Origin of the sequence: Pandoraea sp. NPDC090278 (assembly GCF_044772185.1) — a bacterium.
Classification (GTDB): Bacteria; Pseudomonadota; Gammaproteobacteria; order Burkholderiales; family Burkholderiaceae; genus Pandoraea.
In genome coordinates this window covers 240,095-254,138 of sequence record NZ_JBIVYJ010000004.1, presented here as the reverse complement: position 1 = coordinate 254,138, position 14,044 = coordinate 240,095, and the positions used below count along the sequence as shown (strand labels likewise).

Genomic DNA, 14,044 nt, shown 5'->3' with positions numbered 1-14,044 from the left:
CAAACATATGCAAACTTCAAGACATGAAAGCCAATCCGTCTCCGCTCGCCGCTCTCCCTCCAACGTTCCTTGAACTGGATGACGAAAGTTATCGGTTCGTCGATCTGCCGGGCATGTTTGGCGACGTCCTGACTCGACTACCTGTCGTTCTACGTCTGTTGCTCGAAAATGCCGTACGCAATCTCGACGACCCGGAACGGGACGCCGCTGTCGCCGACGTGCTCGGGTGGCTGGAACACGGTACCAGCGAAGCAGAGATCGCTTTTCAGCCGTCGCGCGTGCTGATGCACGACACGACGAGCACACCGGCGCTGGTCGACATCGCTGCCATGCGCGACGCGCTCGCCGAAGCTGGCGTCGATCCGTCGGTGCTGAATCCAGCGCTTCGTGTCGATGTTAGCGTCGACCACTCGTTGGCCGTCGAGCACACGCGCCGCAACGACGCTGCGCCCCTAAACCTCGACATTGAGATGCGGCGCAACGCGGAGCGCTATCGCTTCTTGCGATGGGCATCGAAGGCGCTCGATGGCGTGCATATCAACCCGCCGGGCACCGGCATCATGCACACGATCAATCTGGAGCAACTCGCCACCGTTGCGACACGACAGACCATCAACGGCCAGACCTGGCTCGTGCCCGACACCCTGATCGGCACAGACAGCCACACGCCGATGATCAATGGCATCGGGGTGCTGGGCTGGGGGGTTGGCGGGCTGGAAGCGCAGACGGTGATGTTCGGCATGCCCGTCATGCAACGCATTCCCGATGTCGTGGGCGTGAAGCTCACCGGGCAGCTTCCGGCAGGCACGTCGGCAACTGACCTCGCCTTGCGTGTGACGAAGGCGCTACGCGATATCGGCGTGTCCGGCGAGTTCGTCGAGTACTTCGGCCCGGGCGTGTCGACGCTGACGGCAGGCGAGCGCGCCGTCGTCGCCAACATGGCGCCCGAATATGGTGCGACGACCGGATACTTCCCCGTCGACGACACGACGCTGGACTATCTGCGCGCCACCGGCCGCACCGAAGCATTAATCGAATGCGTGGAAGCGCTCTATCGCCGGGCCGGTCTGTGGTTCGATCCGCAGAATACGCCGCACTACACACGCGTCGTCGATATCGACCTGGGAAGTATCGAGCTTCACGTCGCCGGTCCGCGACGTCCGCAAGATCTGCTTCCGTATTCGAAGACGGGAGATGCGCTGCGCAACGTGACGGGTCAGCCCGAACACGTCTCGGAAACGCTGCCGGAGTGGCCCGTCGCCATCGCAGCCATTACGAGCTGTACCAACACGTCGGACCCCGCCCAACTGATCGCGGCGGGTCTCGTTGCGCGTCGCGCACGCGCGCTCGGTCTGCGCGTTGCCGATTGGGTGAAGACGTCGCTCGCGCCGGGTTCGCCCGCCGCCGTCGACTATTTGCAGCGCGCGGGACTGTCGGACGATCTTGCTGCTGTCGGTTTCGACATCGTCGGTTTCGGCTGCACGACCTGCATCGGCAATTCCGGCCATCTCGCCTCGACGATGGCACAAGCCATTGCGGAAAAATCCGCCTCGCCGGTCGCGGTACTCTCGGGCAATCGGAATTTCCCGGGCCGCGTCCATCCCGACCTGAGTCTCGGCTTCATCATGTCGCCGCCGCTGGTAATTGCCTACGCACTCGCCGGATCAGCCGCCGTCGATCTCAGCAAGTCGCCGGTGCAGACCCGCGCCGATGGCACCGCCGTCTATCTGAAGGACCTCTGGCCGACGCGCGAGGAAATTGATGCGCTTGTCGCCTCAGGCACCCGTTCCACAGACTTCCGTTCGGCATTCGCGATCGCGTCTTGCAACCCGGCGTGGTCGAATCTCGACGCCCCGCAGTCCGCCCGTTTTCCCTGGGACCCGACGTCCACCGCGTTGCGCCGCCCACCGTTCGCGTCTCTGGATGCGCGCACGCAGTTGGGCAACTATCGCGCCTACCCGTTGCTCGCACTCGGCGACGACGTCACCACCGATCACATCTCACCGGCCAGCGCGATCCCGACGCAGAGCTACGTCGCCGACTATCTCGTCGCAAAGGGCGACGACCGCAACGATCTGAACGTGTTCGCATCGCGTCGCGGAAATTGGGAGGTGATGGTCAGAGCCGCGTTCTACAGCAAGACGCTGGTCAATCTGCTGGCACCCGATGCTCCTGTCGCACACACGCGCCACGGACCTAGCGGCGACGTGATGCCGATCTTCGAAGCGGCGCAGCGCTATGCGGCGCACGGTGACCCGGTCGTGTTGCTCGCAGGCGCGCGCTACGGCACGGGGTCCTCGCGCGACTGGGCGGCCAAGGGACAGCGCCTTTTGGGGATTCGCGCGGTAATTGCGGTAAGCTTCGAGCGTATTCACCGTTCCAATTTGATTGGCATGGGCATTCTGCCGTTGCGGTTTCCCGCTGGCCTCGACCCGGTAGTGTTGGCCGTCCAGCCGAACGACACGATCCACATCGCCGCCGAGGCCGAGGCGATCTCGCCACGCTGTGCCGTTGAAGTTCGCATCGAGCGCGCCGACGGTCGCAGCGAGACGTTCACCGCCACGGCCGCTGTCGAGACCCGTCTGGAGATTGCGCTACTGCGCCAGGGCGGCGTGATCCCGTCGATTCTGCAACGCACGCTCGCCCGGCAGTCCGGGGGCGCATGATGCCGCATGCCGGTCGAGATTTCTCCGCGATGAAATCCGAGCGCTCTATTGCCACCCAAATCGTCGACCTGATTCAGGCCGAAGCCATGCCCGCCGGACAGCACCTGCCCGCGCAGATGCTCGCCGAAAAGCTCCGCATTTCCCGCTCGCCGATCAATGAAGCACTCGCCCTATTGCACGAGAAGGGCATTCTTGTGCGCGAGCGTAATCGCGGCTACTTCGTCGCAAAACCGCTGTCGAGCGCCGATGTCAACGCGACGCGAACGCTGGACCTCGACGAAACAGATATCGTCACCCGCACGTATTTTCAGATCGCGGACGACCTGCTGCGCGGAGAGTTACCCGGCGAGTTCTCCGAGCAATTGATTCGTACGCGTTACGGGCTGACGACTACGCAATTGGGCGCGGTGCTCGGGCGCATTCGCGAGGAAGGCTGGGCCACGCGCAAGCCCGGTTATGGCTGGCAGTTCTCGTCGATGCTTACCACGCCCGACAGCCTCATTCAGACCTATCGCCTGCGCCTCGCGCTGGAGCCCGCTGCCTTGCTGGAGCCAGGTTACACACTCGACCCGAAGGTGCTTGAGCGCCTGCGCGCGGCCGAGCAGCATTTGCTCGACGGCGGCATCGAAACCGACACCCCCGATCAGTTACACGAGCGCGGTGTGCGCTTTCACGAGTCGCTGGTCGAAGCGTCCGGCAATCCATTTTTCGTCGACACGATGCGACGCGTCACACGCGTGCGCCGCCTGCTGTCGTACCGCTCGATGCAGGACCGTACGCGCTATAAGCCACACGCTGACCAACATCTGGAGATTCTCGAATTGCTCGCTCGCGAGCGCAACGAAGAAGCGTCGGCGCTGCTGCAAGCGCACTTGCAGCACACCATCGACGCCATCGGCAAGATTGCGGGCATTCTCCGACCGTAACCCGGTCCTCCGCCCCTCCTCCACGTCCCACTTCGCACTTCCCTCTTCCGAGTCCAACATGACGCCTGACCGTACTTTGCTCGAAGCGTTTGCACCGACTGGCGTGCTGCGTGCCTGCATCAATCTCGGTAACCCGATTCTCGCGGGCGTCGACGCACAATCCCGCCCCGTTGGGATCTCGGTCGATCTCGCTGGTGCACTGGCAAAGCGGCTCGGTGTCGAACTCGAACTGGTCGTGGTCGACGCCGCAGGCAAATCCGTGGAGACGGTCACGAACGAGCAGGCCGACGTGGGCTTCTTCGCCATCGATCCGCGCCGCGCGGCGACAATCGGCTTCACGTCGCCGTACATCCTCATCGAGGGCTTCTACCTTGTGCGCGATGCGTCCCCTGTCAAGACCAATGCGGACGTCGATCAGGCAGGCACCCGCGTGGTCGTCGGTCAGGGCAGCGCCTACGACCTGTTCCTGACACGTGAACTCAAGCACGCCGAAATCGTGCGCGCGCCGACATCGCCGACGGTGATCAAGACGTTCATCGACACCGGCTGCGAAGTGGCCGCTGGCGTCAAGCAGCAGTTGGAACAGGACGTGGCGAACCTCACCGGCTATCGCCTGCTGGACGAACGCTTCATGGTGATTCGTCAGGCGATGGGCGTGCCGATCACGCGCGGAGAAAACGCGTTGGCTTACCTCAAGACGTTTGTGGAAGACATGAAGCGCGAAGGCTTCGTCGCCGACGCCATGAAGCGGCACGGCATCACAGGTGTGAGCGTCGCACCAGCGGAGTGACCGTCGACATTTCCGCACGACGTCGGGCGCGCACGCGGCGCAGAATCTTGCGCTAAGCGCGCGCGCTCCCGACGTATTTCCCCGGCGTCACGCCGAACACCGCGCGAAACATCGCGATGAAATTGCTGGGGCTGGCGTAACCCAGCGCATCGGCAATCACCGACACCGACTCGCCGTCCGACAACATCTCGACGGCACGCATGAGCCTCGCCTGCTGACGCCACTCCGACAACGTCATGCCGACCGACGCTGCGAACAGGCGTCGCGCCGTGCGCGTCGACAACCCGGCCATCGACGACAGCGTCTCCAGCGAGTGCTCGCGTCCCGGCTCGCTGAGCACCAGTGCCGTCATCTTTAGCAACCGCTTATCGCTGGGCATCGGCAGATGCAACGGCTCATGCCGTGCCGCGCGAATCTCGTCGATCAGCACTGCCATGACACGCGCCTCCTCCGGCGACGTCACAACCTCCGCGCGCCATCCGGCCACGCGATGAATTAGCGCTTCGAACAACGGCCCGACCGAAAGCACCTGCGGACGGTCAGGCAAGGTCTCGCAATACTCGGGGGCAAGCAGGATGTTCGCGCCGGTCTTCACCCCCTTCAACTCGCCCCAGTGCATCAAATCCGGCGGGATCCACACGGCGCGCTGCGGCGGCAACAGCCATGCGCCGAAGTCGGTGCGGATATGAAAATGCCCGGCACCGATATAGATCAATTGCCCCTGCGCGTGCTGGTGCCATCGATTCAGGCGGCCAACGCTTTCCGGACGTGTGCCATCAACACCGAAACCTGACAGCGTTTCGTGTCTGTGAGCGACTTTCCCGAGGCTGCGTGGCATGAGGGGGTGGAATCCAGAGTTGGCCGATTTTCAGCATATTTTGACCTTATGCGGATAACGGAGCAATCGCGGCCGCCGATAGAGTGCGTCATGAACGCTATGTCGGCGTCGTGCTCAGGAGAAAGAAATGTCACAGAAACCCGTCATCGTGATCGCCGGGGCCGGACCGGCCGGACTTGTCGCCGCCAATATGCTGTGTCGCGATGGCTTCGACGTGACCGTCTTCGAAGCCGACGCGAGCGCCACGTCGCGTGATCAGGGCGGCATGCTCGACCTCCATGTGCCGGACGGCCAGCTTGCGCTGAAGAAAGCCGGTTTGTTCGACACCTACATGGCAATTGCCCGTCACGACGATCAGGAGCTTCGCGACATCGACTGGGCGACGGGCGAAACGCTACTCGAAGACATTCCCGCTCCCGGCACCGGCGACAGCCCCGAGATCGACCGTCTCGTGTTGCGTGAGCTTCTGCTCGAACCGTTGCCCGTGGGCACGGTGATTTGGGGAGCGCGCGTCGTTGGCGTCGGCAAGACCGCGAGTGGTCGCCGAGTCGTCCATCTGCACGACGGACGCACCCACGAATGCGATCTCGTCATCGGTTCCGACGGTGCCGGGTCTGCCGTGAGAGCTGCGCTCACCGACGTTCGGCCGGTGTACACAGGCGTGACCTTCGTCGAACTCTGGTTTTCCGACGTCGAGCGCCGACACGCTGACATCGCAGCGCTGGTCGGCCACGGAACGCTCATGTCGGTGGGCAACGGCCCAGGCTCAGGCACCGCACTCTTTGCACAGCGCAATGGCAACGACGTCATACGGTCCTATGCGGCGTTCAGAACGCATGCCGACGACACCGACCGTCCGGAGAAAACGCTCGCCGACATCACCCAGCAGGCGCTGCGTGCACGCTTTCCCGGCTGGTCGCCCCGCCTTTTGTCATTGATCGAGGATGCCGAGCGCATCGCGGCCATACGTCCCATCGTCGGCCTGCCGCCCGGCACGCGGTGGCTTGCAACGCCGGGTCTTACGCTCGTCGGCGACGCTGCACATGTGATGCCTCCGATGGGCGTTGGTGTCAATCTCGCCATGCTCGATGCAGCGGAACTTGCAGAGGCCATTGCAGGCACGTCGGACTGGCAGGCCGCAGTGCATGCGCAGGAAACCGTCATGCTCGACCGGTCCGGCCCCATCGGTGAACAATGCGCGGACGCTTTCTCTGAGTGGTTCGGCCCCAGCGAGCGCAGCGCGCGCCCGTCCCTTCTCCCCCACACGATTCACGAGCAACGCCGTTAGGCGTAGCGCGCCGTCGCCGTCAGGCCTTCGGCCTCAAGCGCCCGCTGCACGGCAGGACGCGCAAGCACGCGGCGATACCAACGCTGCAAATGAGGCAGGTCGTCGAAGTGGATGTTCGCCTTGTAGACGGACTGAAGCCACGACGCCTGCCCCCATTGAGTCAGCGTAAACAGGTAAGCATCGGCAACGGTGAAGTCGTCGCCCATCAGATACTCCCGTTCCGCCAACTGCGCGTCGATCCATTTGAAACGAGCCTCCAGCTTCGGCTTGGCCGACTCGGTGCCGTACTTCCCCGCGAGCACTGCGTAGAGCAGCGGAATGAACCCCTTGTGGATTTCCGTGCTGAGGAAGTTCAGCCATTCCTGAAGACGGTAGCGATCAAGTGATCCGTTCGCAGGCGCCAGTGCCCGTTCCGGTTTGCGATCCGCCAGGTACTGCACGATTGCGGGACCTTCGCGAAGCCGCGTGCCGTCCGCCAATTCCAGCAACGGGACATAGCCGAAGGGACTGAGCGCATGAAAATCGCGGCCGTCTTCTGTCGTATGCGTTTTGTAGTCGACCTTCACCAGCGAAAAATCCACCTCCAGTTCGTTAAGCACGATATGAGGCGACAGCGAGCAAGCACCCGGCACGTAATAAAGCTTCATGAGGATTCCCGAAATAGTGGTTCGGGGGTCATTCTAGGCAATCGGTATAAAAAATAAAGAAGGCACTAAAATGTCATATAAGTACAAAAAATATACCGACTTTTAAAAATGTGAGTGCCCGATGAAAGAGAATCTGTCCGGCTGTTCGGTGGAAGAATCGATGCGTGTTCTCGGCGGGAGATGGCGATTGCTCCTTGTGTCGTATCTGCTCGACGGCCCCAAACGGTTCAACGATCTGCGACGCGATGTCCCCGGCATTTCGCAACGCATGCTCACGCTGGACCTTCGTGCACTTGAAGACGCTGGCCTGATTACGCGCACGGTATATCCGACGTCGCCTGTCAAAGTCGAATACGCGTTGTCGGCAGACGGTGAGCGCCTGCGTCCCGTGGTCGAAGTGATGAAAGAGTTCGGGCTTTGGCTCAAGGCGCGTGACGAGAAGGTCTGACGCCGCAAAATGTCGGGATATACCCGAAGCCATTCCAACAGCGCATGCATCGAGGTCTTGTCGGGCGGGCCTGAGCGACGGCGCTAGCCGCAATGCAGCATGAAGCCGGTACAAATTGGGGTAGCGCGATGCAAATGACTGACTACACTTCCTAAATGCATACGGCACGCTGAGAAACCGCTCAAGACGGTTCGTAATACAAAATTTGCGGTGTAAAGCAGCACGCCGTACGAAGGTAAAAATGGGGCCAGTGAACTAGCGTTTCCATTCCTTCACGGGAGGCATGTCCATGACGTGCCTAAATAAATGGATGATCGGCGCCTGTGTCGTCACGCTCAGTAGCGTGGCGATTGCGGATGGCGCTAGCACGGGCTCATCCGAACAGATGATGATGGCCAATCTTGGCCCGTCTCCCTTGCCCGTTCGTGTCGAGCCGCCACCGCCCCCTGTGTCTGTCGCAGCGGTCCCGGCCGTTCCCGTCACGCTCTATCCATTCGGACGCGAAGGGCCTGAAACCCCAGACCGTGTCGATGGTATGGCGCGTGCCGATCTCAATGCCTTGCTCTACACCCACATCGAAGCGATCAACGGCGCGGCACCTGTCAGAGACAGCCAACGTGTGGACTGGATCGAGACATCACCCGCCCCGTCCGCTGAAAAGACGCAACAAAGTTATCTGACCATCGGCCCGAACCGATCGCCGCGTCTGTCGATGGTCGAATGGAACAATACCGACGACAAGCTCGGCTCCGACCCGAAGCGTGGACTATCGCTGAAGACAGACGACTGGACCGTTTCCGCGAGCGCTAAAGTGCCACTCCTCGGACAACACAATATCGGCGCGACCGTGTACGTCAAACGGCGCTTCTAGCGCACGCTTCTGGCACCCGCAAAGCAAAGCGGCCGACGCGCTTGCGTCGGCCGTTTTTCATTCATGCGTCCCCAGCCACTCAGGCGGACGCTTTCACCGCCGTCACATCGATTTCCACCAACCACTCGGGACGCGCCAGCGCTTGCACTACGATGCCCGTCGACACCGGGAACACGCCTTTGAGCCAGCGTCCCATGACGACGTAGACAGCCTCGCGATAGCGCGGATCGACGATATACACCGTCACCTTGCAGATATCTGCGAGCTGGCTGCCGCATTCGTCCAGCAGCATCTTCACGTTGGCCATGGCGCGTTCGGTCTGTGCCGTCACGTCGCCAATACCGACGGACTCGCGCGTGTCGAGGTCCTGACCGATCTGCCCACGCAGATAGATCGTGTTCCCGGCGATCACCGCCTGACACAGATCGTTGTCGAGCTTCTGTTCCGGATAGGTCTCGCGGGTGTTGAACTTACGAATGCGGGTGTGCGTCATGTTGTCTCGTCTTTCTGTCTGAGGTCGGCGGCGCAATCAGTGCGCCAGAATCTTGGAGAGGAAGCGCTTCGCGGCGGGGCTGGCCGCTTCGTTGAAGAACACATCGGTCGGACTGTCTTCGATGATCGCGCCGTCTTCCATGAACACCACGCGATGCGCCACGCGTCGCGCGAAGCCCATCTCGTGCGTGACGACCATCATCGTCATGCCCTCGCGGGCGAGCTCGACCATCACGTCGAGCACTTCGTTGACCATTTCCGGATCGAGCGCCGACGTCGGTTCGTCGAACAGCATGGCCATCGGGTCCATCGACAACGCCCGCGCGATGGCCACGCGTTGTTGCTGACCGCCCGACAATTGCCCCGGATACTTGTGCGCGTGCGCCGACAGCCCCACGCGATCGAGCAACGCCCGCGCCTTGGTGCGCGCCGAATCGGCGTCGCGCCCGAGCACGATCTGCTGCGCAAGCGTGAGATTGCGCGTCAGATCCAGATGCGGGAACAGCTCGAAATGCTGGAAGACCATGCCGACCTTGCTGCGCAGCTTCGGCAGATTGGTCGACTTCGCGGTGAGCGACGTGCCCGCCACCACAACGTCGCCCTTCTGGAACGGCTCCAGCGCGTTGACAGTCTTGATCAGCGTCGACTTGCCCGAGCCGGACGGCCCGCACACCACCACGATCTCGCCCTTGCCGACATGCGTCGAGCATTGCTTGAGCACGTGGTGCGCGCCGTACCACTTGTCGACGTCGCGAATCTCGATGATGGGTTGTGCGGTGCTCATTTGTCGTAGTGTCCTGCGCGAATCGACGCGCCGATCAGGTTGAGGATCAGACGGCCTGCCGTCACGCACGAAATCAGGTTCGCGTCGTCCTTCTCCGGCTGAATCTCGACGATGTCCATGCCGACCACGCGCCCCTTGCGCACCAACCCGTGAATCAGCTTGCGCGCCTGCACAAACGTCACGCCGCCCGGGGCCGGACCGGCCACGGCAGGCATGGTCGACGGATCGAGCCCATCGGCATCGATGGTGAGGTAGTAGTTACCGCCGTCGGGAATGCGATCGAGCACGGCGTCCATGCCGATGTCGTGCAACTCATACGCCGTCACCAGCTCTGCACCGTACTCGCGTGCCGCAGCCAGGTCCGCCGGACGGCCGCTGCCCTGTGCACGCAAACCGATCTGGATGATGCGATCCACGTGTGCCATTTCCGACGCGCGACGAATCGGGCTCGACAGACCTTCACGCACACCGTTCACTTCGTCGCGCCAGTCCAGATGCGCATCGATGTGCACGAGCGTGATCGGTCCCTTCTGATCGAGACCACGCAGCACGGGCGTGGTGATGCCGTGGTCGCCGCCCAGCACGATGGGCATCGCACCACCCGCCGCAATGCGGCGCACTGCCGCTTCGGCGCGGGCATAGTGCTCACCCGGCTTGGACAGGTCGGGCACGATGTCGCCGCAGTCGACGAAACGAATGTCCTTGCGCCCTTGCAGCAGCGGGCCGTCGATATCGAAGTCGTAATGTTCGGGACGGCGCACCACACGGTCCGTCGCCTGACGAATCGCGGACGGCGCATTCGTCTGATCGTTGCTGAAGTCGGACGCCGCATACGGCGCGCCGTACGGCATGCCGAGCACAGCGATGTCGGCCTTCAGGTTGTCGATGTCGAGATCAAGCTCCGAGTACAGCAGGGTCGGATGGCCTGTGCGCGGGGCAACGGTGTAAGTCGTCATGAGAGTTGTCCTTTTCCTTTGGCGGGGAGTGTCGAGAAGGCGACGGCGTCGGGTGTGCGGGTCCGTCGCCCGACCACGGTTTCCAGACGCCGCCCCACACCGGCCAGCAAGACGCTGCTGAGCCAGTAGATCAATGCCGTTGTGCCGAGCACTTCAACGTAAGCGAACGTGTTTGCGGTGAGCAGATTGCTCTGATAGGTCATCTCCGGCAGGCTCATCACCGAGAAGATGGCTGAGTCCTTGAACATCATGATCACGAGGCTCGTCGTCGGCGGAATCAGAAAGCCGAACAACTGCGGCGCGATGATGTGGCGCTGCGTCTGCCAGTAAGTCATGCCCAGCGAGAGCGCCGCATGCGTCTGACCGCGCGCCACGCTGCGCAGGGCCGCACGCAGGATTTCGCAGAAGTAGCCACCGGTGTAGAACGCCGTGCATCCCACGGCGACCGTCATGGCAGATGCGCTCACCCCAAGCTTCGGCAAGCCGAAGAACGATAGGTAGACGAGGATCAGATAGGGGATGTTGCGCACCAGCTCGACGTACCCGAGCGCCACGGGACGAAGCCATGTGCGCGATTGCGCGGCGTAGGCGGCGGCGATACCGATCACGATGCCGATGGGGATACCGGCGAGGCTCACGAGCGCCGTGACGCGCAGGCCTTCGAGCAGGACGGGAATCGCTTCGCGGACGATGGAGAAATCAATGGCCATGGGGCAACATCCTCGATACGCGGCGCTCGCACACACGCGACGCGGCCGAAATGCAGAACAGCAACACGAAGTACACGGCGGCTGTGATCGCGAAGACCTGCAACGGCAGATCCGTCTGCAAGGTAGCGTTGCGTGCGACGGTCGCAAGTTCCGGCACGGCGATGATCGACATCAGCGACGACGCCTTGAGCAGAATCGTGAACTCGCTGGTGAGCGGCGGAATGGAGCGGTAGATGACCTGCGGCAACAGCACGTGTCGCCACACCTGCGTCGCACGCATACCCATCGCGTAACCGGCGGCGCGTTGTCCGTACGAGATCGTGCCGAGTGCGCCGCGCAGGATTTCGACGATGTAAGCGCTCGTGTTGCAGGCGAGTGCTGCGACGCCCGCAGTGACGGGCGAGATCGAGAGATCGAACATCGCGGGCACCATGTAGTACGCGATCAGCATGTGGATCAGCGCCGGTGTGCCACGAATCAGACTCACCCACAGCACCACCAGCGAGCGCAACGGTGCGAAGGGCGAGATACGCATGAGCAGCAGCACGATCCCGAGCGCCAGCCCGATCACGAAGGCACCGGCCGACGCGGCCAACGTGATCGCCGTTCCCGAAACCACGCCTTCGAGAAACGGTTGGATCACTCCGGCCATACCGCCCATGCTGCCGAGGCCGTCGACCATGGCCGCGGAGGTCAAATCGCCCCCTGCGGCAGGTAGTTCTCGCGCGGCGTATCCATCGGGCCACCGAACCACTTCTTCTGCAATGCGGCCAGCTTGCCGTTCGCACGGAATTCGTCGAGCGAGTCGTTAATGAACTTGCGGATCTCGAGATCGTTCGGGTTCGCCACCCACGCGAGCAGCTTCGGCTGACCGATGGTGCCCGCGATGCGGAACACGTTCGGTTGCTTGCGCATCTGCACGGCGGCGATGTTGGACGGCATCAGCGCGACGTCAATCGTCTTGTTGGCGAGCGCATTGGAGACGTCCGGATACGCCTGAAACAGGCGCGTACCGGCATAGCCCTTGCCCGTCTTGTCCTTGAGTTCCTTCTCGAACTCGTCGGCCACCGGCTGCGACGACGAACCCATCTGCGTGCCGATGGTCTTGCCTGCGATATCCATACCGCTCTTGATGGCGGTCTCGTCGACACGCACCATCAGCACCGAGCGCACGACACCGACCGGCTGACTGAACGCGAAGCGCTTGGCGCGCTCCGGCGTGATGCCGACGCTCGTCGCCACAAAGTCGAACTTGTGCGACATCAGGCCCGGCAGCAAGCCCTGGAACGGCAGATTCATCTGTTCGAGCTTGACGCCGAGCTTCGCGGCCATCAATTCGAGGACGTCGTGCCCATACCCGACCACTTGTCCGTTTTCGACATATTCGAACGGCTCGTAGGCCGCTTCGGTGCCGACCGTCAGTTTGCCGCGCTTCTTGATGTCGGCGAGCGTGCCGCCTTCGGCGAAAGCCAGCGTCGGCACGACGGGGAGCGCCAATGCGGCGCTCGATGCAAGCGTCGCCTTTACAAAGGATCGTCTGGACCAGGTCTTCATAGCTTGCCTCGCGTGATGTGGGTTGGGTCTTGATCCGGCGCGTCCAGTCTGCCGGTGTCGTTGTGTCTGTGTCCGGGGGAAGTCGCGCCTCTGCAATTCAATGTATGCGGGCAAAAAGATCATGAAAAATGATTTTTTTATTGGTATGGTTCCAGAAAATGAAACCTTTTGAGGGCGTTGCGCCCTTCAGGTACAGGCGATGGCAAATCGGGAATTCAGCGAACGCGATCTGCGCTCGTTGCGCATCTTCTGCGCGGTGGCTCAGGCAAGCGGCTTTGCTGCGGCTGAGAAGCAGTTGAATATGTCGAAGGCGTCGATCAGTCGACATATTCGCGAAGTCGAGGAGACGTTGGGCACGCGGCTGTGCGAGCGCGGACCGTCAGGCTTCGTGTTGACGCATGCGGGTAAGGTGGCGCTGGAGTTGGCGCGCGACGCGCTGAAGTCGCTGGAGCGCATCCGTCCCGAAATCGACGCCGTGCGCGGTGTGCTCTCGGGGACGCTTTCTATCGGGATGGTCGAGCACATTCTGTCGGACGTCGGCTGTCACATTCCCGAGGCGCTCGATGCGCTCAAGACGCAAGCGCCCGACGTCAAGGTCGAGTTGACGGTGATGACGTTCAACGAGCTGGATCTGGCATTACGCGAGCGTCGCGTGCAGATCGCGATACGGGGGATGTACCGGCGTGAAGCGGGGTTTCATTACCAGCCGCTGTTTATCGAACGCCACCAGTTGTATGTAGCGCGGCACCGGATGAAGGACGCGTCGACATTACCGCTGGTGTATCGAACGCAACCGTTCGTGCATGAAGCGCTGAACTCACTGGGCTTGACGCGTGGGCCGACGGCGTCCGGATTGGAAGCCGTGGCGATGCTGGTGCTCTCAGGACACTACGTGGGGCTTTTGCCGCAGTACTACGCGGCGTCGTTTGCGAAGCGTCACGCATTGGTAAGAGTGCCATCCGGCCCCGAGTATGAGAACGCCATCAGCGCGATCACGGAAGCCTCACGCCCGAGAACCCGGGCGCTGGATCTGTTTTTGGAGTTGTTGGCGGGGTTTCATCCCGGCGCCTGAGG

General features: G+C 62.3%; 15 protein-coding genes. 7 read left to right on the top strand and 8 right to left on the bottom strand.

The genetic code is table 11. The features are described 5' to 3' along the window. Positions 1 to 23 precede the first annotated feature (23 nt). The 3 genes from acnA to ACIQWO_RS16250 are packed head-to-tail and all read left to right on the top strand — an operon-like array spanning position 24 to position 4,382. Positions 24 to 2,666, top strand: coding sequence for an aconitate hydratase AcnA (gene acnA, locus ACIQWO_RS16260; protein WP_402825971.1), 2,643 nt, complete (start codon positions 24 to 26; stop codon positions 2,664 to 2,666). Positions 2,667 to 2,695: 29 nt separating this feature from the next. Beyond that, a complete protein-coding gene (locus ACIQWO_RS16255; protein WP_402825968.1) occupies positions 2,696 to 3,592 on the top strand; it encodes a GntR family transcriptional regulator in 897 nt (298 codons plus the stop codon). 58 nt (positions 3,593 to 3,650) lie between these two features. Next, positions 3,651 to 4,382, top strand: coding sequence for an ABC transporter substrate-binding protein (locus tag ACIQWO_RS16250; RefSeq protein WP_402825965.1), 732 nt, complete (start codon positions 3,651 to 3,653; stop codon positions 4,380 to 4,382). Between the two features lie 52 nt (positions 4,383 to 4,434). Here ACIQWO_RS16250 and ACIQWO_RS16245 read toward each other — a convergent pair whose 3' ends face one another. Then, on the bottom strand, positions 4,435 to 5,220 hold the full coding sequence (locus ACIQWO_RS16245) for a helix-turn-helix domain-containing protein (RefSeq protein ID WP_402825962.1): 786 nt from the start codon (positions 5,218 to 5,220) through the stop codon (positions 4,435 to 4,437). 127 nt (positions 5,221 to 5,347) lie between these two features. On the opposite strand from ACIQWO_RS16245, the gene ACIQWO_RS16240 reads away from it, so the two are divergent. Next, a complete protein-coding gene (locus tag ACIQWO_RS16240; protein ID WP_402825959.1) occupies positions 5,348 to 6,508 on the top strand; it encodes an FAD-dependent oxidoreductase in 1,161 nt (386 codons plus the stop codon). On the opposite strand, the gene gstA is transcribed toward ACIQWO_RS16240, so the two are convergent. Then, positions 6,505 to 7,155, bottom strand: coding sequence for a glutathione transferase GstA (gstA, locus tag ACIQWO_RS16235; protein ID WP_402825956.1), 651 nt, complete (start codon positions 7,153 to 7,155; stop codon positions 6,505 to 6,507). The two genes, ACIQWO_RS16240 and gstA, sit on opposite strands and share 4 nt — an antisense overlap. 121 nt (positions 7,156 to 7,276) lie before the next feature. On the opposite strand from gstA, the gene ACIQWO_RS16230 reads away from it, so the two are divergent. Both ACIQWO_RS16230 and ACIQWO_RS16225 read left to right on the top strand, forming a co-directional pair. After that, positions 7,277 to 7,603 carry a helix-turn-helix domain-containing protein gene (locus tag ACIQWO_RS16230; RefSeq protein ID WP_233327871.1) on the top strand — a complete coding sequence of 109 codons (327 nt, stop codon included), beginning with the start codon at positions 7,277 to 7,279 and terminating at the stop codon, positions 7,601 to 7,603. A 289-nt stretch (positions 7,604 to 7,892) separates the two neighbouring features. Continuing rightward, positions 7,893 to 8,474, top strand: coding sequence for a hypothetical protein (locus ACIQWO_RS16225; protein ID WP_402825952.1), 582 nt, complete (start codon positions 7,893 to 7,895; stop codon positions 8,472 to 8,474). Between the two features lie 79 nt (positions 8,475 to 8,553). On the opposite strand, the gene ACIQWO_RS16220 is transcribed toward ACIQWO_RS16225, so the two are convergent. From ACIQWO_RS16220 to ACIQWO_RS16195, 6 genes are read right to left on the bottom strand one after another with little or no spacing between them, the layout of a single operon-like run. Beyond that, positions 8,554 to 8,967, bottom strand: coding sequence for a RidA family protein (locus ACIQWO_RS16220; protein ID WP_402825949.1), 414 nt, complete (start codon positions 8,965 to 8,967; stop codon positions 8,554 to 8,556). Positions 8,968 to 9,003: 36 nt separating this feature from the next. Next, positions 9,004 to 9,732, bottom strand: a complete 729-nt coding sequence (locus ACIQWO_RS16215) for an amino acid ABC transporter ATP-binding protein (protein ID WP_150575826.1) — start codon at positions 9,730 to 9,732, stop codon at positions 9,004 to 9,006. 14 nt (positions 9,733 to 9,746) lie between these two features. After that, positions 9,747 to 10,706, bottom strand: coding sequence for an agmatinase (locus tag ACIQWO_RS16210; RefSeq protein ID WP_150736752.1), 960 nt, complete (start codon positions 10,704 to 10,706; stop codon positions 9,747 to 9,749). Further along, positions 10,703 to 11,416 carry an amino acid ABC transporter permease gene (locus tag ACIQWO_RS16205; RefSeq protein ID WP_402825945.1) on the bottom strand — a complete coding sequence of 238 codons (714 nt, stop codon included), beginning with the start codon at positions 11,414 to 11,416 and terminating at the stop codon, positions 10,703 to 10,705. The genes ACIQWO_RS16210 and ACIQWO_RS16205 overlap by 4 nt, the downstream gene beginning before the upstream one ends. Continuing rightward, the gene (locus ACIQWO_RS16200; RefSeq protein WP_150575825.1) at positions 11,406 to 12,098 is read right to left on the bottom strand and encodes an amino acid ABC transporter permease; all 693 of its coding nucleotides are present in this window, start codon (positions 12,096 to 12,098) and stop codon (positions 11,406 to 11,408) included. The genes ACIQWO_RS16205 and ACIQWO_RS16200 overlap by 11 nt, the downstream gene beginning before the upstream one ends. 11 nt (positions 12,099 to 12,109) lie before the next feature. After that, positions 12,110 to 12,970 (bottom strand): transporter substrate-binding domain-containing protein, encoded by an 861-nt coding sequence (locus ACIQWO_RS16195; protein ID WP_150665444.1) that lies wholly within the window; start codon positions 12,968 to 12,970, stop codon positions 12,110 to 12,112. A gap of 199 nt (positions 12,971 to 13,169) precedes the next feature. Between ACIQWO_RS16195 and ACIQWO_RS16190 the strand changes: the two genes are divergently transcribed. Beyond that, entirely contained in the window at positions 13,170 to 14,042 is an 873-nt protein-coding gene (locus tag ACIQWO_RS16190; protein ID WP_402825940.1) for a LysR family transcriptional regulator, read from the top strand. The last annotated feature ends 2 nt before the right edge of the window (positions 14,043 to 14,044 follow it).

What these genes read in the sequence shown, in the direction of transcription:
- ACIQWO_RS16200 (WP_150575825.1), bottom strand. Translation starts at nt 12,098, where the DNA reads ATGGTCGACGGCCTCGGCAGCATGGGCGGTATGGCCGGAGTGATCCAA.
- ACIQWO_RS16205 (WP_402825945.1), bottom strand. Translation starts at nt 11,416, where the DNA reads ATGGCCATTGATTTCTCCATCGTCCGCGAAGCGATTCCCGTCCTGCTC.
- ACIQWO_RS16255 (WP_402825968.1), top strand. Translation starts at nt 2,696, where the DNA reads ATGAAATCCGAGCGCTCTATTGCCACCCAAATCGTCGACCTGATTCAG.
- acnA (WP_402825971.1), top strand. Translation starts at nt 24, where the DNA reads ATGAAAGCCAATCCGTCTCCGCTCGCCGCTCTCCCTCCAACGTTCCTT.
- ACIQWO_RS16225 (WP_402825952.1), top strand. Translation starts at nt 7,893, where the DNA reads ATGACGTGCCTAAATAAATGGATGATCGGCGCCTGTGTCGTCACGCTC.
- ACIQWO_RS16240 (WP_402825959.1), top strand. Translation starts at nt 5,348, where the DNA reads ATGTCACAGAAACCCGTCATCGTGATCGCCGGGGCCGGACCGGCCGGA.
- ACIQWO_RS16245 (WP_402825962.1), bottom strand. Translation starts at nt 5,220, where the DNA reads ATGCCACGCAGCCTCGGGAAAGTCGCTCACAGACACGAAACGCTGTCA.
- ACIQWO_RS16190 (WP_402825940.1), top strand. Translation starts at nt 13,170, where the DNA reads ATGGCAAATCGGGAATTCAGCGAACGCGATCTGCGCTCGTTGCGCATC.
- ACIQWO_RS16220 (WP_402825949.1), bottom strand. Translation starts at nt 8,967, where the DNA reads ATGACGCACACCCGCATTCGTAAGTTCAACACCCGCGAGACCTATCCG.
- ACIQWO_RS16210 (WP_150736752.1), bottom strand. Translation starts at nt 10,706, where the DNA reads ATGACGACTTACACCGTTGCCCCGCGCACAGGCCATCCGACCCTGCTG.
- ACIQWO_RS16250 (WP_402825965.1), top strand. Translation starts at nt 3,651, where the DNA reads ATGACGCCTGACCGTACTTTGCTCGAAGCGTTTGCACCGACTGGCGTG.
- ACIQWO_RS16230 (WP_233327871.1), top strand. Translation starts at nt 7,277, where the DNA reads ATGAAAGAGAATCTGTCCGGCTGTTCGGTGGAAGAATCGATGCGTGTT.
- gstA (WP_402825956.1), bottom strand. Translation starts at nt 7,155, where the DNA reads ATGAAGCTTTATTACGTGCCGGGTGCTTGCTCGCTGTCGCCTCATATC.
- ACIQWO_RS16195 (WP_150665444.1), bottom strand. Translation starts at nt 12,970, where the DNA reads ATGAAGACCTGGTCCAGACGATCCTTTGTAAAGGCGACGCTTGCATCG.